Genomic DNA, 19,690 nt, shown 5'->3' with positions numbered 1-19,690 from the left:
TCATTGCGGACGCTGCGCCGGCAACCTCACCGTCACCAGCAATCCCGCGTGCTGCGCCGGCGTCGACAACTGTACTTGCGCGCCGCTGGCGGTGGCGATTTCCTGCACGATGGCCAGACCCAGTCCCGAGCCATCCGAACGGTCGCCGTGCAAACGATAGAAGCGCTCGAAGACGCGTTCACGTTCGGCAGCAGGGATGCCGGGTCCGTTATCTTCGACGCACAGCACGACCGCCCCATCCTCGCGCTTCACACCGACCGTGACGATGCCACCGGCCGGGGTATAGCGCAAGGCATTGTCGACCAGATTGGATACCAGTTCATCCAGCATGGACGAGGCATCATGCACCATCACCACGTCTTCGTCGAAGTCAAAGCCAAGATCAATCTGTTTGGTCTGCGCCAGCGTCGCCAGTTCTTCCAACAGCCGTTGCACCACCGCGATCAGATCGATGTCGGACTGCCGCGATTGCTTATCCAGATGCACTTCCGCTGTCGATAGCGTCAACAATTGATTCACCAGCCGGATGCCATGCTGCACGCCGCTGTTGATGGCACCCAAGGCGGCGTCCTTGCTTTCGATATCGGGACTGCGCAAACCGTAATTGACCTGCGTATTCAATACCGTCAGCGGCGTGCGCAACTGATGCGAAGCATTCGCAATGAAGCGGCTGTGTGCCGACATGTGTTCGTCCAGACGTTGCACATAATCATTCATGCCCTGCACCAGCGGCACCAGCTCATTCGGTACCGAGGTAATGTCCAGCGGCTCCACCGTATTCGGCTTGCGCTGTCGCATGGTGTCGCGCAAACGGATCAGCGGCGCCAGTCCCCAACGCATGCCCAGCCACACCAGCAACGCCGCCAAACCCAACAGCAAGAACTGTTGCAGCACGGCGTGGGTCCACATTTCATCGGCCAGGGCCTGATAGGAATTTCTGGTTTGCGCCACTTCGATCATGACCGGTCCATGTTCCGGCGCGGCAAATACCGGTTGTGAAAATACCACCACGCGCACCGGTTCGCTGCGGAACAGGAGATCGAAATAGGCCGACTCTTCGGATTTCAGCGGCCGTTTGAAATCCGGCAAATCAATGGAGCCGGCCAGCAAACCGTGATTGGGCCCGGTGACGCGGTAATACACCCGATCCTGTGCATCTGACTGAAACAATTCCAGCGCTGCCGGCGGAATCACCACCTGCAACATGCCATCTTCGTAATGCACCTGCTCCGCGATAATGCGCGCCGAACCAAGCAACAGGCGGTCATGCACCACGGTCGCCATCTGAATGGCATTGCGATACGCGACCCAGCTGTTGAACGCGACAAACAATGCCAGCGGCACCAGCAGCCAGACTAGAAACCGGGCGCGCAGGCTATGCAGTCGCATTATGTTGCTTCAGCAGATAACCCAGACCGCGCAGCGTGATGATGGCGGCATCGCCGTGCTCCAGCTTCTTGCGCAGGCGGTGAATGTAGACTTCGATGGCATCCGGCGAAGCCTCGTCGGCCATCGCGAACAGGCTTTCGGCCAGCGCCTGCTTGCTGACGGTCTTGCCGGCCTTGCTGATCAAGGTTTCGAGCACGGCATGTTCGCGCCGCGTCAACGACAGTTGTTTGCCATCGAGGACGAACAGGCGGCTATTGGTGTCATACACCAGCGTGCCGCATTGCAGGATCGGATTGGCATGCTGGCTGGAGCGTCGCAGCAAGGCGCGGATGCGTGCTTCCAGTTCACTGACGTCGAACGGTTTCGCCATGTAGTCATCGGCGCCGGTATTCAATCCGCTGACCCGCCCCTGTACCGAATTGTTTGCAGTCAGGATCAACACCGGGACGTTGTTGTTGCGGCTGCGCAGGCGCTGCAGTACTTTTTCACCATTCATGCCGGGCAGGGAAATGTCGAGAATCACCAGATCATATTGCTGAGTCAGCAACAAATGGTCGGCATCTTCGCCGTTGTAGACGCAATCGACCGTATAGTTTTCACGATGCAGTGTCATTGCCAGCCATTCTGACAACGGCCTGTGGTCTTCTACCAGCAAAATTCGCATAGTTGGTGCTCGGCAATGACATCGATACGATAAAAATGCATCCGGTGTGCCCGGAATGGACCTGACCCGCTCAGGGGTCGGGCTGCATTCTATTATGGAGATGAATCGGCTGCCGAGGCAAATTTTTGCCGGACGCGCGACGCGTCGTCGCCTGTGGCCGGCAACCGGTTACCGGAGGATGGGATGCGAGACGGACTTGCCGCAGCGACCGGCGACCAGTGTCTTTCGCCCGCACAGCGCGAAAAACCACCGGTCATCATGCATCGATATCAGTTGGAGGCCGTGCTTTCAATAATTGCCGCTTCCAGCAATTCCAGCCGATCCTGGCCCCAGAATGGCTGTTCGTTGAAATAGTAAAACGGTGCGCCGAACACATTGCGTTGCAGCGCTTCGGCAGTCAGTTCTTGTTCTCGCGCATGCAACAGCGGATCTTCGCTGGCTGCAAGCAAGGCGGTGCCATCCAGCCCGCTGTCATTGGCGAGCGTGACCAGGGTTGCCGGGTCTTCGATATTCAATTCATCGGCCCACACCGCTTTCAACGCCGCATGCACAAAGGCGTGGGTGGCAGCCGCCGGCGCCTTGCCGTTCAATGCCGCCAGCAGCATGCGGTGCCCGGTCGACGGTTGTGCCGGGTAATAACGCGGTTCATTATTCAGTGGAATATTGCGCACCTTGCGCCAGCGCGCCATTTCCACCAGGCGATACGCCTGACGCGCCGGTGCCCGCTCTTTGGGTGGCTTGCCGCCGGTCGCGGCAAACACCTGATACAGATCCATCGGCTTGTAGATCACCTCGACATCACGGCGCGCAATCAATTGCTGAAACGGCAGACTGCCGATATACGACCACAGCGAAATGAAACTGAAATAGAACTCGACGCGCGGACGAGCGCCCGGCGCAGTTGCTGGTAAAGAATGGTCTGTCATACGATATCCTCGCCCAGATAGGCGGCATGAATTAATGGGTGTTGGCGCAGCTCTGCCGCGGCGCCGCTCAACAACACACGGCCTTGATCCAGCACCAGTGCATGGTGCGCCAGTCCGAGTGCAATCTCGACGTCTTGTTCGACTACCAGCAACGCGGTACCACCAGCGTTGATGCTGGCCAGCGCCGCCACCAGTTCTTCCACCACGCGCGGTGCCAGTCCCAGTGACAATTCGTCGATCAGCAATAATTTCGGCTTGGCCATCAGACCGCGACCGATGGCGCACATTTGCTGTTCGCCTCCGGACAAAGTCGACGCATCCTGCCGACGCCGTTCTGCCAGTCTGGGAAACAGCGTGAATACTTCCTCCATCGAGGCACGGATCGCTTGCTTGCCGTCGCGACGCAGATAAGCACCGATCAGCAAGTTATCGCGTACGCTGAGGCCGGCAAACAGACGCCGCCCTTCCGGCACGTGGATCAGGCCGGTGCCGACAATCTGCTCCGGCGCCTGCTGCGCGAGATCCTGACCGCCAAAACGGATGCTGCCGGCAGTAGCAGGCAACATGCCTGACAAGGCGCGCAACAACGTTGATTTGCCAGCGCCGTTGGAACCGATCAGTGCCACCAGATCACCAGCAGCAACTTCCAGCGAAATATCGCTGAGCACGCCGATGTCGCCGTAACCGGCGCTGAGACCACTGACGTGCAATAACTTTTCGGCCTGGCTCATGACGTTGCTCCCGCTGCATCGACGGGTGTTGCCGCAGCATTGGCGTAACGCGATCCGAGATACGCCGCAATCACTGCCGGATCGCGCACTACCTCAGTCGGACTGGCATCGGCAATCAGCTTGCCATGATGCAGCACGATCACGCGCTGGCACACTTGCAACACCAGTCGCATCAAATGCTCGGTCAATAATATGGTGATGCCGCGCGCAGCGATTGCCCGAATCAGCGCGATGGCGCCGTCGAGTTCATTCGGATTCAAGCCGGCGTTGACTTCATCGAGCAGCAGCAATTTGGGTTTCAGCGCCAGGCCGCGCGCCAGTTCCAGGCGCTTGCGACCGGCCAGTGACAACGTCCCTGCAAGTTGCGCCGCAGAGGCTTCCAGTCCGCAGAATTGCAAATGTTCCAAGGCCTGCCGCCGCGCTTCGGCAAACGAGCCGGCACCACCGCCAAACAGTGCGGCGGCAGCCACGTTATCGAGCACCGACATGCGCGGAAATGGCTGTACGACCTGATAAGTACGTGCCACACCGGCACGTGCAATACGGTGCGGCGGCAAACGTGAAATATCGCGACCGTCCAGTTTGATGCTGCCGCCGGTGGAGCGCAATACACCGGTCATCAGATTGATCAGGGTGGTTTTACCGGCACCATTCGGACCGATCAGGCCAATCAGTTGACCGGCTTCAATATCCAGATCCAAATCGTTGATCGCAGTGACGCCGCCGAAGTGACGCGATACCCCGCGCAATTCCAGTAATGCACTCATCGCGCCGCTCCCTTCGACAACTTGCGCCGTACTATCTGCCACAGGCTGGTCAATCCGCCCGGCAGGCAAATCACCAGCAATACGATCAGGATGCCCAGCATGCCGCTGTGGAAATGCAGCAGATTGCGCCATACCACTTCTTCCACCGCGACAAAACTCAAAGCGCCGAGCAACGGCCCGACCAGGGTGCCGGCACCGCCCATCAATGCCATGACAATCGGTTTGACGGACAGCGTGACGTCGAACACATCGGTCGGGTCGATATAGTTGACCCACGATGCATAGATGGCGCCGGCGATACCGGGAAAGGCGCTCGACAATGTGAAGGCCACTGTTTTATGAATGCGGGCATTGACGCCGAGCGTGGCAGCAGCGGCCTCGTTCTGTGCGATACAGGCCAGCGCGAAACCGCTGCGACTGCGTACCAGCAGGAAGTTGGCAATGAATGCCGCCAAGGCACAAGCGCTCATGGCGACGAAATACACTTGCGCCTGATTCAGGACCGAACCTGACAACAAGGGTAAATTGAGTCCCATGCCGCCACCGGTCAGGTCCGGCGCATTCAGAATCAATTCGCGCAATACTTCAGCCACCACCACGGTAGCGATGGCGAAATAGTGACCGCGCAAGTGCAAGATCAGGGTGCCCAACAATGCCGCGAACAATCCCGCACCCAGACCGGCAACCAGCGCCGCCGGTGCCAAGGCCACGCCCCAGGTTTGCAACAGGCCGCCGATATAAGCGCCCAGTCCGAAAAATGCCGCAGTTGAAAATGAGGGATAGCCGGCGACACCGCCAATCATGTTCCATGAGTACGCCAGCGCTACGTACATCGCCAGCGTGGTCGCCAGTCGTAATGAGTAAGCGCCGCCATCCGCTGCCAATACCGTCGGCGCCAGCAATACCAGCGCGGCGACCGCCATCCACAGCGAATAACGCCGTACGTTGTTCCACACTGCGCTCATTCAAAACCTCGCTTGCCGAACATGCCATTGGGCTTGAAATACAGCAGCGCCAGCAATACGCAAAACGAAACCGTCGCCGTGTATTGCGGACCGAACCAAGCCGAGCCGAGGCTTTCAATCAGGCCGAACGCCAGACCGCCGGCAATCGCACCGGGCAAATTGCCGAGGCCGCCAAAGACGCAAATCGCAAATGACTTGCCGAGATAGCCGCCGGCCATCAATGGAGAGATCGGGAAGATCGCTGCCAGCAATGCCCCCGATACACCGGCCAGTGCAGCGGCAATTGCGAAACTGAGTGCATAGATATCGCGCACGCGAATACCCATCAGCGGTGCGGTAGCGATATCGGCGCGCACCGCAATGATGGCGCGTCCGAGCCGGGTCGAGCGCAACAACAGCCAGACCAGTATCACGCTGATCAGCGACATCGCTGTCGCAATCATGCGGTCCAGCGGCAGCATGATGCTGCCGAATTCGAGCACGCCCAACGGCGGATCGAACAGAATCTTGCGGTAGTCCGCGCGGAACAGCGTGATCATCGCGTCGTTCAGGATCAGGTCGAGACCAAAGGTCAGTGACAGCGTGATCAACACCGGTTTCCCCACCACCCGGTTGATCACCAGTCGTTGCGTGAAATAACCCAGCACGAAGGTGGCCAATCCCACCGGCACGGCCATCAGGAACGGATTGAGGCCATACTCGACATGCGCGAAATACGCCAGATACGCACCCAGCACGATCAGTGATCCGTGCAGGATGTTGATGATATTGAGGACACCCCACACCAGCGAAAAGCCGGCGGCGATACAACTGTACAGGCCGCCGAGCAGCAGCCCGTTGGCGATGATCTGCCAGTACATATGCTTAACGCAGGCCGAGACGGAAATCGGCAGTTTTGACTTCCGGTGGATAGACCACCGCTACCTTGCGATTCTGAATCTGGAATACCGGTGGTGTGTAGGAATTGGCGATGCCGGTCGGATCAAAACTCAGCGGGCCGAAGAAGGTGGCGAAGTTACCCTTGCGCAGTGCCGCCCGGACCTTTTCGTGGTCGATGCTGCCGGCGCGTTCAATCGCCAGTTGCAACAGCACGCCGACGCCGGCACCGGAAGCTTGTGTAAAGTCCGGATCGACCTTGTATTTGTCATGGAACAATTTGACGAAGCGTTCAGTGGAACCGAAGATATCGGTCGACTTGTAACGCAGTACCGAATGGAACCAGCTCGCCGTCGTGACATTCTCTGCCAGGTCGCCGGAAGCTGCGGCCCATTCCGAATAGGCCGGACCATTGATCATGGTCAGTGCAGGCGTGCTCACTTTTTGATCCGCCAGTTGCTTGCGCACCAGAATCAGATCATTGATATAGCCGGTGACGATGATCCAGTCCGGTTTGCTGCTGCGAATCTGGCTGATGGCAGCAGCGTGGTCCAGCGTGCCGATCTGGTAGCGTTCGAAATAGACCACTTCGAAGCCGCGCTTCTTGGCCGATTTCTCAAATTCATTTGCCAGCGACAGCGGATACAGATCATTGCGCGCCAGAATCGCGACACGCCGGATTTCCGGTCCCTTGGCGCGGACCAGCGTGGCAATCGGTTCGGTCAGGGTGCTGTTGTCGGTATAAATACCGAACAGATTCTTGTAGCCTTGATTGAATACTTCATAGGACGAGGCCGACGAGGCAATCATCGGTGTGCCGTATTTTTCAGCAACGGAGCTGACGGCCTTGGTCGCGCCCGAACCGAATGGCGAAAACAGAAAATCGACCTTGTCTTCAGCGATCAGTTTTTCCGCCAATTGCACGGCACGCGGTGTATTCGATTGGTAGTCGCCGAACACCAGTTCGACCTTGCGACGTTTGTCACCGACCTTGATGCCACCGGCTGCATTGACTTGCTCCAGCCACAAATCGTAACCCTGACGCAGCTTGGTGCCTTCCGGTGATAACGCGCCGGTGACCGGCAGCGGCGCACCGATGCGGATGACATCTGCCGCGGCTGCGGCAGCGCCATAACCGCTCAATGTTGCCGTCATTAATGCAAGGGCAGCGATCCGCTGCAAGGCACGACGCGAACGGTCGGCGAGGTGGAAAAAGCGTGCAGCGGAATTCATGATGGTGGCGGAAAGAGTAAAGGCGCGACTCTAGCGGATCATGCATGCGGAGGAAAAGAATATTTCCACGCTAACTTATCTGTTTTTTGCTGCACGCCGCAACGGGTCTGATGCGCGGACATCCTGACGTGCAGTCAAGCGACTGCACGTCATCTTCACTCAATGTTGCAACACTTCATGCAGCTTCTTGTTGTTCATGCCGAAACTGGCAATCATCACCAGACCGGCCAGCGCCAGAACGCTGCCGAGCCAGATCGTGGCCGAGATACCGAAGCCATCCACGATCACGCCGCCGCTGAACGAACCGAGCGCAATCGCAACCTGAACGATGCTGACGAACAGGGCCGATCCGGCTTCCGGCAAATCAGGCGACGACAATTGCAGCCAGATGCTCAGGCACAGCGGAATGGCACCGAAGGCGATACCCCATGCCAACACCATGACAGTGACGCCGGCCACCGATGCATGCAGCAGCGGCAACGAGAACAAGGCAACCATCAATACCGCGACAATCGAAAACAGCGAAGTTTGCAGGTGACGCGTGACGGTCGTCGAGATCGCCAGGTTGGAAACAAAGCCGACAAACCCGAAACCCAGCAACACTGTGGTGATCGCCGACAGACTGAAGCCGCTTTCGGCCAGGAATGGCGCGACATAGGTGTACGACGAAAAGTGCGCGCCGAACACCAGTGCCACCATCAACAGACTCTTGCGCGGATTGGAGCGACCCAACAAAGCGCGCATGTCACTGAAACGAATCGCTGCTTTTGACGGCAACGACGGCAACAACAAAACCTGTGCCGCCAAAGCGAATGCGGCCAGGGCGCCGGTCGCCATGAAGGAAACCCGCCATGATGACAACCCGCTGATGAAGGTCCCGAGTGGTACGCCGATCACGGTGGCAAAGGTGACGCCGCTCAAAATCATGGCGGTGGCTTTGGCAGCATGTTCCTGCTTCACCAGTCGTCCTGAGGTGGCCAGTGCCAGTGTCCAGAAACCACCGAGCGCCGCACCCAGTAAAGCGCGTCCCAACAGCATGATGCCGAAACCGGGCGCAAATGCCGAAACCAGATTGGATGCCAGCAACAATACCGACAACACCAGCAAGATCAGCCGCCGGTTGATGCGTCCGGCACCGAGCATCAAGCCCGGCGCCGAAATGGCGGCGATGATGCCGGGAATGGTAACCATCAATCCTGCGGTTCCCTGTGACACGTTCAGGTCCAACGCAATTTGCGGCAGCAGACCGACCGGCAAAAATTCGGTCGTCACAAATGCAAACGCGCCAATCGCCACCGACACGACCGATAACCACGAACGCAGCGGCGAAGCTCTGGAGACGACTTCATCTTCCCCTTCCAGCGGCAGTTCGGCCAAGCTGTCACCTGACGCGTTGAATGCAGACGGATTTTGTTCCATGTAAAACTCCTGTTGTAGATGCCAACCGGCACCGATTGCAGCGGTGCCGGCTCTATTCTGTAATTAATTTGAATACAGTTTAAGAAATAAAAAAAGACCCGATTCCCTCCCTGGATCCCTGGATCAAAAATACCCGTCGCTGAGAAATGGCCGCCTAGTGTCCGGCTCTGGGGTCAATCTTGTTGACCAGATCGGATAGCTTGCGCCCCTGCAAGGTTTTCAACACAGCCCCTTCAACATCTGCCATGACCGGATCGAGCACCTTTTCCATGCCGCAACTGACCGGACAGCAAAGGTCTTTCGAACGGGTGTTGCGTTTGAGTACCGGCCCGTCTTCCACTGCCTGATAGACGTCCGCCAGATTGATTGCCGACGCCGGCCGCGCCAGTTGCACGCCGCCGCCCTTGCCTTCCTTGGTCACCACCAGCCCCGCCTTGCCGAGCTTGCACAGCAACTCGCGCACAAAGGCGGGATTGGTATTGACGCTGGTGGCAATGGCACTGGACGGGAAATAAACCTCCCCACCCCGGGTCGCGTACTCGACGCTGACCAGAATATGTGCCGCCACCGCAAACCGACTGGATTTCATACTGTCGTTATACGCCTTACAGATAAGCGAATCAACTACATTGATTGCATATACTTATCTGATCAGCTGTGAACGATCAGTAGCTCATGAGACAAATTAGCTGTTTTGAAGTATATTTGTCCAGAAGCTGGTGAGACAAATATCAGAAGTTGTTAAGACAATTCTAAGCTTGTTGCACCAACTCTAGGAGGCGGCCATTGGGGCAATGCAGTTACTACCGGTGGATCGCCGAACTTATCTTCGCAAAACGAGCCTCGTATGTCAAAGGTCGATGCTGAACTCTTTCGGTTGCGGGCTGAAAATGACATGCTCCGAGCACTCATTTCCAAGCACGGAATTGCGATTCCACAACTAAATACAGTTTACGCAACCGCCAATACCCCCTCTACCGTCGCTAGCATCTTATCTCCGGAGGCGAAGATCAAGCTTTTCCGACGCCTTTTTCATGGAAGAGACGATGTCTACCCTGTACGCTGGGAAAGCAAAAAGACAGGTAAGCCAGGATATTCGCCTGTCTGCGCCAACGAGTGGCGCAATGGCGTATGCCAAAAACCTGTCATCAAGTGCAGCGAATGCACGAAAAGTCTCTTCGCGCCAGTCACCAACGAGGTCATCTCCAGTCACCTCAAAGGCAAAATTACTGCCGGTGTTTACCCTCTACTTGCCGATGACCGCTGTTATTTCCTAGCCATCGATTTCGATGATGCAGATTGGCGCGAAGACGCCAAGGCGGTACTGCAAACCTGCATAGAAAACGACCTCCCGGCAGCGCTGGAGATTTCGCGGTCCGGCGAGGGTGCGCATTTGTGGCTATTTTTTGCGAATCCAACCCCGGCCCGTGATGCCAGACGGCTCGGCACCGCATTGATAAGTGCAACTTGTGCTCGTACCCGGCAACTGAAGTTGGAATCGTATGATCGGCTATTTCCCAATCAGGACACAATGCCAAAGGGCGGCTTTGGCAATCTGATCGCGTTACCATTGCAAAAGCACCCTCGCGACCTTGGCCGTAGCGTTTTTGTTGATGCCAATCTGCAGCCATTGCCCGATCAATGGATATTCTTGGAAAGTATCAAGCCGCTTCCGCAAGTGCATATCGAAGCGATACTTAACAAATTGGTCGGTGATCGGCACCCTCTGGATATCGCTTACGCCGAAGTACCAGACGAGAATGCGGATACGCCATGGATAGCACCTGCCAAGCCCAATATCCAACTTACGGGCGTTATGCCAAGAGCCGTAATAGCCACGATTGCCGGCCAGATATTCATCGAAAAGGCAGGGCTGCCGCAAACGCTGATGAATCGCTTGGTCCGGTTAGCAGCATTCCAGAATCCCGATTTCTACAAAGCACAGGCCATGCGTATGTCCGCATGGGATAAACCACGCGTCATCGGTCGTGCCGAAAATCATCCAAAGCACATGGCACTACCGCGCGGCTGCATGAACGATGTCAGATCGCTACTTACCGCCAACAAAATCGATTTGCGGCTGGATGACGCTCGCTCAAAAGGCTGCGTCTTAAACGCCTCGTTTCAAGGTGTATTACGACCAGACCAGCAAGAGGCATTAGAGGCCGTTCTGCCGCACGATTTTGGCATGTTGGTCGCGCCGACAGCATTCGGGAAAACAGTGACTGCGGCAGCGATCATCGCTCGCAGGAAGGTCAGCACACTAGTGATCGTTCATCGCGCGGATCTCATGCGGCAATGGCAAGAACGCCTTGGAACTTTTGTTGTACTCGATGAGCAAAAAATCGGGTTGATCGGCGCGGGTAAGAAAAAAGCGACCGGATTGCTAGACATTGCCGTTATCCAAAGCTTGGCACGCCGGGAAGATCTGCCTGAACTATTCGGTCGATATGGGCAGATCATCGTCGATGAAGCCCACCATTTATCCGCGCAAACTTTCGAAGGTGTTTTGAAACAGGCCAATTCGCATTATGTACTTGGCCTCAGCGCAACACCGATTCGGAGTAATGGCCATCACCCTATCATGTTCATGCAGTGCGGCCCAGTCAGACACGTCGCGCAACGACCGGCACATGTTCCAGAACAACTGACGGTACGAGTTCATCATCTCCCGACGCCAACTATCCCGCCACATGCGAGCATTCAAGAGGTCATCCGGCTCCTGGCCGAGGACAGAGACAGAAATGCACGGATTGTTGCAGATGCAATTAGCGCACTCAATGATGGGAGAAAAGTATTGCTCTTGACCAAGCGTACCGAACATCTCGATTTGTTAAACGCCTATTTCACAAATGTCGATTACCCCTGCTTTATGCTCCATGGCCGTATGAAAGCAAAAGAACGACAATTAGTTATCAAGGCGTTGGCCGAACTGCCGCCGGACGCGCCACACATATTATTGGCCAGCGCCCAGTTGGTCGGCGAAGGATTTGACCATGCTCCGCTGGATACGTTGATATTGACGCTCCCAATCTCCTGGGCGGGAACCTTACAACAGTATGCGGGCCGCTTACATCGTGACCATGCAGACAAGACAGATATTTTGATTCACGATTACGCGGAATTGGATCACCCGCAACTCTCCCGGATGTGGGAGAAACGGCAGCGTGGATACAAAGCGATGGGATATAAGGTAGAAGTCGATCAGCAACAGCTTAGCTTTGGACGCGCATGAAAATTGCGCAGCCGACTTTGCGCAATGGTTATATCGAATAAAGTGGTTTTTTATACGGAAGGTATTTGTTATGCCAGTTCGTAAGATCCCAAAAAATCATCTGTCCGTGACAGGAAGTTTTGCCAGCCGGAAGAATGGAAAAATGGGTGGCTTCGAATCTATATTGGAAAAAGAGTACCTGCTACTTCTGGATTTCGACGACGAAGTCGAAAGGTTCGAGGAGCAACCCGTCAACATTCCGATACTTGGCATTGCCAGAGGATATACACCCGATGTACTGGTACATTTTCGTGCGGACTCGGAAACCGGCCATACCCGTCCACCATTGCTTACCGAAATCAAGCACTCAAGCGATTTAAAGAGGAACGCCGAGAAGTATGCTCCGAAGTTTGCAGCTGCAGATCAGTATGTCGCTGAGCGTGGCTGGGAATTTCGCACAACGACAGAAAAGGAGATTCGCACACCGCGCTTGACAAATCTCAAATTTTTGAGGGAGTACCGCAACGTCGAACCAGCAAATAAAGACTACGCGCAAGTCATTCAATTGGTAGACAGAGATGGTGGTACAACGTTACAAAGTTTACTCCGAGGCATAGCCGCCAACGACGACGAAAAGCTTTATTGGCTTCCCGTCATCTGGAATCTGATACTTACGCGGCGACTGATTACCAATCTGGATGTCGCATTCGACGACGATATTCTTGTCCATCTTGCATCATGAGCAAAAAAGAACCTACGCAGCTATGGCTTAAAGAAGGCGCGACGGTCTCCGACAACGGCCGTGAGTACATCATTTTGGCACTGGCAGACATTAACTTAGTCTTGGCTAAAGAAGTGGCGTCTGGCGAGAAGGTGCTGCTGAAGATTGGCGACATTGGTCCTCCAAAGAAAATCGAATCTCTACCGTCTACACAATCGCGCACGGAACCCAATTTATGGGAAATATCAGATGCGGATTGGCAAATTGCTGAAGAGCGTCGTCGTCACATCGAACCGTTACTCGCCGCACCGTCCCACCAGCGCGCCGGAGGAAAAGCCGACAAAATCGCGGTCGCAGCAGGCGTCAGCCGGCCAACCATCTATCGATGGGTCGCTGCGTTTCGCCAGACCGGATTACTATCCTCGCTATTACCCACCTCCGGTCTTAGAGGCGGCAGGGGGCAAAGCAGGCTGTCCCCCGAGGTCGAAGCCATCATCGCGGATTGTCTGGAAAATTTCCACGATACGGAGCAAAACGCATCGATAGCATCGACCGTCGAAGAAATCAGACGCCTATGTTCCAATGCACAACTCCGATTGCCAGCGCTGAATACCATTCGAGCGCGTATTGAGCGTACCAATGGACGTGAGCGCATCGCCCGTCGAAAAGGTGAAGCGGCAGCGCATGATCAATTTGATCCAATCAAGGGTGTCATTCCGGATACCGATTGGCCGCTGGCGTTGGTTCAAATCGACCACACACTACTGCCAGTCATTATCGTGGACGATGTATATCGCAAATCGATTCGCAGGGCATGGATCACCCTGGCCATTGACGTAAACAGTCGCGTTTGCCTGGGCATGTATCTATCTCTCGACGCACCATCCGCCATGTCAGCGGGCATGTGTATCTCCCATGCAATTATGCCGAAGGAACAATGGATGACCAGATTGGGTGTTACTTCTGCGGATTGGCCGTGCTGGGGTGTAATGGGCATACTCCACATGGATAACGCGCGCGAATTTCGAGGCGATATGCTGAAGGTAGCCTGTAACGAATACGATATCGATCTTCATTTGCGCCCGGTAAAGAAGCCACGCTACGGCGCGCACATTGAGCGGCTAATGGGGACCGTGTCGGAAGGACTCAAAACGGTCAAGGGTGCAACATTTTCAGGACCGGACGAAAAAGGAGTATACGACTCGGAAGGCAATGCATGCATGACCTTCAGCGAGTTGGAAAAATGGCTGGTGCTGTTTTTCGCGCGATACCATCGCAAGGTACACGCTGGCATCGGCACCACTCCGCTCACCAAGTGGCGAGAGGGATTGCTAGGCACCAAGGGGAAACCAGGTCGCGGATTACCGGCGCGACGCCTGGACGAGGAGAAGCTGCGTATCGATTTCATGCCATTCATCGAACGTACGGTCCAGAATTACGGCGTACTGATCGATGACGTCCACTATTATCACGATGTGCTGCGTCCGTGGATCAATACCCCTCACCCTGAATTTCCGCGCCATCGCCGCAAATTCCTGTTTCACCGTGACCCACGGGACATCAGTCAGTTGTATTTTTTCGATGAGATCGCCAGCCGCTATTTTGCCATTCCCTACCGCGATACTAGTCTGCCGCCAGTCAGCATCTGGGAGCTCCGTGAAGCGCATCGGCGGGCCGACGAAAAAGGCATTCCACACGAAAACGAGAAGGCAGTATTTGCTCTGCTCAACGAACAACGTGCGGTGGAGGCAGAAGCCGCAGAAAAGACTAAAGCGGCACGACGGGCACAGCAACGTAGAACTGAACATGAGAAAGCTCGCAAGGGCAAGGCAATAGAGTTGCCCAAGGTCGGCAACCCGACGCCTTCTGCGCTGCCTACCGCTGTGCGTGGCTACGACCCAGATGCGGTTCAGCCGCTGAATGACGACGACTGATGACTACTGATAATCCCTATCCACACTTGAACGATACGGCCCGCGCCTTGGCGGAGCGTAGCGACGAGGTACGAATTTTTTCGATCCGCGAGGGCTCGTGGCTGGGCTACAAAGATGCCAAGCGCATTTTGGCGCGCATGGAAGATCTGTTGGCTTATCCCAAGATCACCCGCATGCCAAATATGCTGCTGGTTGCACCGTCATTCAATGGAAAAACCTCGATCCTGAAACGTTTTCTGTCACTCCACCTGCCCGAAACGCATCCGGAAGGCGAAGTAACGATCTGCCCGGTAGTGATGGTAGAAGCACCGCCCAAGCCGGATATTTCAGATTTTTATACTCGTATCCTTGATGTACTGATGACGCCATATAAACCGACTGCATCGGTGTCGGAGAAATATTCCCAGATAAAGCGCTTATTCCGTCAAATGGAAGTGCATATGCTGATCGTGGATGAAATCCATCATCTAATCGCCGGCAGTCTGAACCGACAGCAAGAATTTCGTAACGCACTCAAAAGTCTCGGCAACGAAACGATGGTCACCATGGTAGCAGCGGGTATCGAGGATGCCTACAACGCCTTTAACACCGATCCGCAAATGTCCAGTCGTTTCACTCCGGAACATCTGCCAATATGGAGAGCAGACAATGAGTTCGGCTCACTGCTGGCAACACTGGAATTGCGCACACCACTTAAGCGCCCTTCGAACCTCAAAAACCCAAACATGATGCTCGCCATTCACATGCGCAGCGAGGGGACGCTAGGCGACATGTGTGATCTGGTCAAAGAACTAGCTGTGGATGCGATTCGTAGCAAGGTAGAGCATATTACTCTGGATCGGATCAATTCCTTGCCTTGGGTGCCGCCGTCAAAGCGTAAGCAATACCAGCGTCTCTGAATATCATGGCGAGTCCAACGTCATCGTTATGGCCGATTCACTATAAGCCCTTGCCTGACGAATTGCTTTCCTGCTGGCTTGTACGTCTGGCGCATGGGCACGGTTTGAAGGTGCAGACGTTTTGTAATCTGATTTATGGCAATCAGAGACAAGTTTGGAATCGAGACATTGATCGCCTGGCACCGCCATGGCTGTTGGACAAGTTAAGCAATAGAACCGGAACGCATCCGGACGTTACATTGAATACTACGTTGCGGGCTTACGAAGGGCTACTCTACAGAAAATTCAGGTTGTCCGGCATGTTGCAATGGATGCTCGCACTGAAGTTGTATCACCGTAAGCACGAGGGACATGGGCTGCAGTTCTGCCCAGCATGTTTGACCGAGGATCAGATTCCCTACTTCAGAAAACGCTGGCGAGTTGCATTCAATACTGTCTGTACACGGCACGGAACTATGCTTCTTGACCGCTGCCCTGCCTGCGGTGTTGCAGTTGCCGTTCACCGTATTGATATTGCGCGCCTGGATGTGCTGGAGACTACGCCTGTTTCGTATTGTCATGCGTGCGCATTCGATTTGCGAGATGCCCCAAATGTAGTGGCTATTTCATATGACAGGCAGGCATCCGAACTATTGCTCGATGCTAGTCGTGCACTAGACGCAACCGTGTCGAACAGCAATTGGGATTTTGGCCAATTTGCAGTCATGCATCAGCTATGCAGGCTTATGACCTCGCGATACAAGCATGTCAGACTTAGGGAATTTGTTTTGAGTCAGATCGGATTTCAGGATATTTCTCTTACTAAAGGGCATATTTCTTTCGAGATGCGCCCGACTATGGAACGTCACCACTTGGCCCAATTAGCAGCTTGGCTGCTTTCTGATATCGATCTTAGATTAGAGGCCGCTTGGCGAGCACGTGCGGTTCGATACAACGTACTGATGAAGGATTTTATTGATCCGCCAAGTTGGTACAGTTCGATTGTTGAGAAATTTTCAAATTGGCGCGATCAATCTTAAGTTGGCAATCTCCCTGCAAGTTCTATCCAAATTTGAGACTCATGAAAAACAAAGAAATTTTTACGCTCATTAGTATGGAAATACTTCTCCCCCTTCCAATTTCATCGATGAACATCCGAACTGTAGGTAACTGTAGGTTTTAGTTCTCGTTCCAAGGCGCTGGCATCAACACATTGCCTGTATTTGATTAAGAATTGGCGCAACGCCTTCAAATTTTGATCTGAACTGTGGCGAAGAGCCCGAGAATGTATCAAATAAGGGATGTTCCTCTCCAAGCCGTATAAAGAATTGAGGCGGATTAAAACCGTCGGCTATATCGCGAAGCGCGTCCAAGGACAAGGGTTGATCCAGCATCTCTGTGTCTTCAAGCACCAGTACGACACCCTCTTCCAATCCGTCGAGATATTCCAAAAATTCGCCCCTCGTTAAGCCCGATACTGCTCCAAATCTTCTCCACAATGCATTCGGCGTGGACTTATGCACGGCCGCGATTTTTGCACAGCCAACAATTGATCCAATAGGTAAGGTAACGTATACCCATACGATTGTTCCTGGAACAACATTCATAGAACGACGCCGCAGTTCAATCTGCTTTCGCCCCGAAAAAATGTTCCCTGCATGGCGTGGTGCCAGCGAAATCAAAATGTGTTCTGGGTTAATCACGTTCAAAAGCCTCAGATAAAATTTCTTGCAATTGTGGATCCGTTAGTGGACGTGTGGTAATCAACTGATTCGATTCACCACAGCCCATACGTCGAAGCGACGCCAATGGAACAGGTCGCGGCAATATAAAAATATTGTCGAATACTGTCACAGTTTTCATTTTCGACTTCCCGATTCGCTCCAAATTTTCCGCCGTAAGTACGGAGTGTTCAAGATCTGTAACATCCGCGTCGACCGGCCGGAGATATGCTTCGCGCACTCGTGCAATCGCGATCACTGCAGCGCGACCATGATTTTTTGTTGATTCATAAAACAGGATCAAGGTCCCTCTCTTAAAATGCCGCAATGTTCGAGGACCGCTTAAATAGTGGCGATCATGATATAGCGAAGCCGTCAAACGCGGTAGCAATGATGCTTGCGGTGAACTCCCTAGTAGTTCAGCGGCAAAGTCACTCTGAATCGGCGTCATTACTGCAGGCCTTCCCGGCAAGCAAAAAAGCGCCGGCGATAAAAGTGTTTCGAGTTCATCCAACGCTACATGCCTTTGATTCCCATTGGGCGTAAAAATTTGAATTTGTTGATCGATATTTCGAAAATGAGGCATGGTATCCGGCAATTTCAGCCCATCTTTTGCTGCCAATTTGGATTGGACCGAATTCCAAGTTTTCGCTGTCAGCACGCTGCCAAGAACAAGCTTGGTCAAACATTGCTGATCGGGCGTTCCACGAAATCCAAAGCCTGTAGCTAACTCGCGTACCTGAGACTGGTTTTGCGGAAGTTCGAGCTTGATATTCTGCGAATCCTGAGCTGTGATTTTCTCTAACAAATACATCAAAAGTATTCGTGTAGCGCTGAGAGACTGCGAACTTGACTCATCAACCGCGATACGAACTGTCGTAATCCCGGTTGCCCCTTTAGCCCCCCACGTCGCGTATCCGATAGGTATAGCACCACTCCAGACGGCACAACACGTCGCAATACGACCCGTAGCATCAATAGGAAGCCAGCCTGCCGCCATCGAGGATCCGGAAAGACCTACCTTGGACAAAAGCGTCCTAATAGACGGATCGTCTCCACGTGAGACCTCGAGCAGTGTTAGTGTAGCGGCCTCCGGCGTATTGAACGCTGTGTTCGCCGCCGGGTCGAGTCCATCGAGCTTGAATGCAGCAGGCGAAACAACCTCGATGCCATACTTTGACTTGATAGCGGGAGCTGCGGTAAGAATGGCACCGTCGTTCGTAATTAGTCCAGCGAGGTCATGTTCAATAACTGTCGCGACATGACGGAGATCGGAGTAGTCATTTGCACTTAGCTTGCCCTCGACGAATCTATCTGGGAAGACAAGTGTCGCCAGTTGTTCCAGTATGACCGCTGTTTCTTCGCCATCCGACAAAGGAAATGAGGGGTAGATATTGATATAAGCTTCCATCGGATCTGTACGTCCGACGTGCGCAGTTCTACGCAATTCCTCACGAACCTCCGTGCTGATCGCAAGCCGAAAAAAATTCGACCTCTCCGCTTGGAACAAGCTTGCAGCGCCATCGTGTAGGCGGCGGCGAGGAGCAACATCAAACAACACATTTAAATCAAGTAAGAACAACGGCAGAACGTCCGCTGCGGAGTTCACAAGCCCTAGGGGGTTATTTACGTCAATACCACTGGTCGGGAAAAGTTGAGGCGTCGCCAATTCATGACATCGAACAAGAATTTGTCGATTGCGTTGCACTCCGCCACGTTCGACGCGTTGCACATAAAATTCTTGTCGATGCCAAAATTGATTCGATTCGACCAAATCTTCCGCCACCCGCGCATAGATCGAAATGAAGCCTTGTTGTGTCGATTGCGCCTTAAGATGATCGACGAGCCTACCGGCAAGTCCTAATCGTCGGTATTCCTGAAGAATCAACATCTGCATGATGTGCGCCCGCGGAAAATGTGGCCGAAAAAGCAAGTGTCCGGCGTAACACTGCTCGACACCGCGCTTTTCAGTAAGAACAAGCAAGCGCTCTTGCCTTGCGAAACCTTCAATCACACTTGCCGGAAAAAAACCAAGTGCGTTACGATGGGCATCTGCTGCTTGCACCACCTGCGTCAAAAATGGAGCTACTTCGCTGTAACGGTCTACGATATCAAACTGCCTGTCGCTACCCACAATCATCACGTCTCCGTCCATTAGGTTATTTGCCATAATGAAATAGACGTAACCTAAATGCAATCGGAATCGTTGTTGTCTTGATCAGCTAGCTGTGTGAAGTTATGTCCTGATTATC

Annotated in this window: 17 protein-coding genes; 5 read left to right on the top strand and 12 right to left on the bottom strand. The window is 54.2% G+C overall.

The window, feature by feature from the left end:
* The 10 genes from AKL27_RS18495 to AKL27_RS18450 form a co-directional block, all read right to left on the bottom strand.
* The gene (locus tag AKL27_RS18495) at positions 1-1,389 is read right to left on the bottom strand and encodes a sensor histidine kinase (protein ID WP_050464331.1); all 1,389 of its coding nucleotides are present in this window, start codon (positions 1,387-1,389) and stop codon (positions 1-3) included.
* On the bottom strand, positions 1,376-2,053 hold the full coding sequence (locus AKL27_RS18490; protein ID WP_050464330.1) for a response regulator: 678 nt from the start codon (positions 2,051-2,053) through the stop codon (positions 1,376-1,378). The genes AKL27_RS18495 and AKL27_RS18490 overlap by 14 nt, the downstream gene beginning before the upstream one ends.
* Positions 2,054-2,322: 269 nt before the next feature.
* The gene (locus tag AKL27_RS18485; RefSeq protein ID WP_050464329.1) at positions 2,323-2,979 is read right to left on the bottom strand and encodes a 2-hydroxychromene-2-carboxylate isomerase; all 657 of its coding nucleotides are present in this window, start codon (positions 2,977-2,979) and stop codon (positions 2,323-2,325) included.
* Positions 2,976-3,710: an ABC transporter ATP-binding protein gene (locus AKL27_RS18480; RefSeq protein ID WP_050464328.1), complete on the bottom strand. Its 735-nt coding sequence runs from the start codon at positions 3,708-3,710 to the stop codon at positions 2,976-2,978. The genes AKL27_RS18485 and AKL27_RS18480 overlap by 4 nt, the downstream gene beginning before the upstream one ends.
* Complete coding sequence (locus AKL27_RS18475; RefSeq protein WP_050464327.1) at positions 3,707-4,477, bottom strand: ABC transporter ATP-binding protein; 771 nt, start codon at positions 4,475-4,477, stop codon at positions 3,707-3,709. The genes AKL27_RS18480 and AKL27_RS18475 overlap by 4 nt, the downstream gene beginning before the upstream one ends.
* Positions 4,474-5,442 carry a branched-chain amino acid ABC transporter permease gene (locus AKL27_RS18470; RefSeq protein WP_198156015.1) on the bottom strand — a complete coding sequence of 323 codons (969 nt, stop codon included), beginning with the start codon at positions 5,440-5,442 and terminating at the stop codon, positions 4,474-4,476. Before AKL27_RS18470 ends, AKL27_RS18475 begins: the two co-directional genes overlap by 4 nt.
* On the bottom strand, positions 5,439-6,302 hold the full coding sequence (locus AKL27_RS18465; protein ID WP_050464326.1) for a branched-chain amino acid ABC transporter permease: 864 nt from the start codon (positions 6,300-6,302) through the stop codon (positions 5,439-5,441). Before AKL27_RS18465 ends, AKL27_RS18470 begins: the two co-directional genes overlap by 4 nt.
* A 4-nt stretch (positions 6,303-6,306) precedes the next feature.
* Positions 6,307-7,551, bottom strand: a complete 1,245-nt coding sequence (locus AKL27_RS18460) for an amino acid ABC transporter substrate-binding protein (protein WP_050464325.1) — start codon at positions 7,549-7,551, stop codon at positions 6,307-6,309.
* Between the two features lie 159 nt (positions 7,552-7,710).
* Positions 7,711-8,970 carry an MFS transporter gene (locus AKL27_RS18455; RefSeq protein WP_050464324.1) on the bottom strand — a complete coding sequence of 420 codons (1,260 nt, stop codon included), beginning with the start codon at positions 8,968-8,970 and terminating at the stop codon, positions 7,711-7,713.
* A 154-nt stretch (positions 8,971-9,124) separates the two neighbouring features.
* A complete protein-coding gene (locus AKL27_RS18450; protein WP_050464323.1) occupies positions 9,125-9,559 on the bottom strand; it encodes an RrF2 family transcriptional regulator in 435 nt (144 codons plus the stop codon).
* Between the two features lie 258 nt (positions 9,560-9,817).
* Here AKL27_RS18450 and AKL27_RS18445 point away from each other — a divergent pair, with 258 nt between their 5' ends.
* From AKL27_RS18445 to AKL27_RS18430, 5 genes are all read left to right on the top strand, one after another.
* Positions 9,818-12,205 carry a TOTE conflict system archaeo-eukaryotic primase domain-containing protein gene (locus tag AKL27_RS18445; RefSeq protein WP_050464322.1) on the top strand — a complete coding sequence of 796 codons (2,388 nt, stop codon included), beginning with the start codon at positions 9,818-9,820 and terminating at the stop codon, positions 12,203-12,205.
* 70 nt (positions 12,206-12,275) lie between these two features.
* Positions 12,276-12,926 (top strand): TnsA endonuclease N-terminal domain-containing protein, encoded by a 651-nt coding sequence (locus AKL27_RS27260; protein WP_157057001.1) that lies wholly within the window; start codon positions 12,276-12,278, stop codon positions 12,924-12,926.
* Positions 12,923-14,839 carry a helix-turn-helix domain-containing protein gene (locus tag AKL27_RS18440; RefSeq protein ID WP_157057000.1) on the top strand — a complete coding sequence of 639 codons (1,917 nt, stop codon included), beginning with the start codon at positions 12,923-12,925 and terminating at the stop codon, positions 14,837-14,839. The genes AKL27_RS27260 and AKL27_RS18440 overlap by 4 nt, the downstream gene beginning before the upstream one ends.
* Positions 14,839-15,738 carry a TniB family NTP-binding protein gene (locus AKL27_RS18435; RefSeq protein WP_157056999.1) on the top strand — a complete coding sequence of 300 codons (900 nt, stop codon included), beginning with the start codon at positions 14,839-14,841 and terminating at the stop codon, positions 15,736-15,738. The genes AKL27_RS18440 and AKL27_RS18435 overlap by 1 nt, the downstream gene beginning before the upstream one ends.
* 5 nt (positions 15,739-15,743) lie before the next feature.
* Positions 15,744-16,757, top strand: a complete 1,014-nt coding sequence (locus AKL27_RS18430) for a TniQ family protein (protein ID WP_083439148.1) — start codon at positions 15,744-15,746, stop codon at positions 16,755-16,757.
* A 165-nt stretch (positions 16,758-16,922) separates the two neighbouring features.
* Here the strand turns inward: AKL27_RS18430 and AKL27_RS27840 are convergent, their stop codons facing one another.
* Complete coding sequence (locus tag AKL27_RS27840) at positions 16,923-17,420, bottom strand: hypothetical protein (protein WP_157056998.1); 498 nt, start codon at positions 17,418-17,420, stop codon at positions 16,923-16,925.
* Positions 17,413-19,635, bottom strand: a complete 2,223-nt coding sequence (locus tag AKL27_RS18425) for a GNAT family N-acetyltransferase (RefSeq protein ID WP_157056997.1) — start codon at positions 19,633-19,635, stop codon at positions 17,413-17,415. Before AKL27_RS18425 ends, AKL27_RS27840 begins: the two co-directional genes overlap by 8 nt.
* Positions 19,636-19,690 lie beyond the last annotated feature (55 nt).

Source organism: Herbaspirillum autotrophicum, assembly GCF_001189915.1.
Classification (GTDB): Bacteria; Pseudomonadota; Gammaproteobacteria; order Burkholderiales; family Burkholderiaceae_D; genus Herbaspirillum; species Herbaspirillum autotrophicum.
The sequence above is the reverse complement of the archived record's forward strand: the minus strand, read 5'-3'. Positions and strand labels throughout refer to the sequence as shown.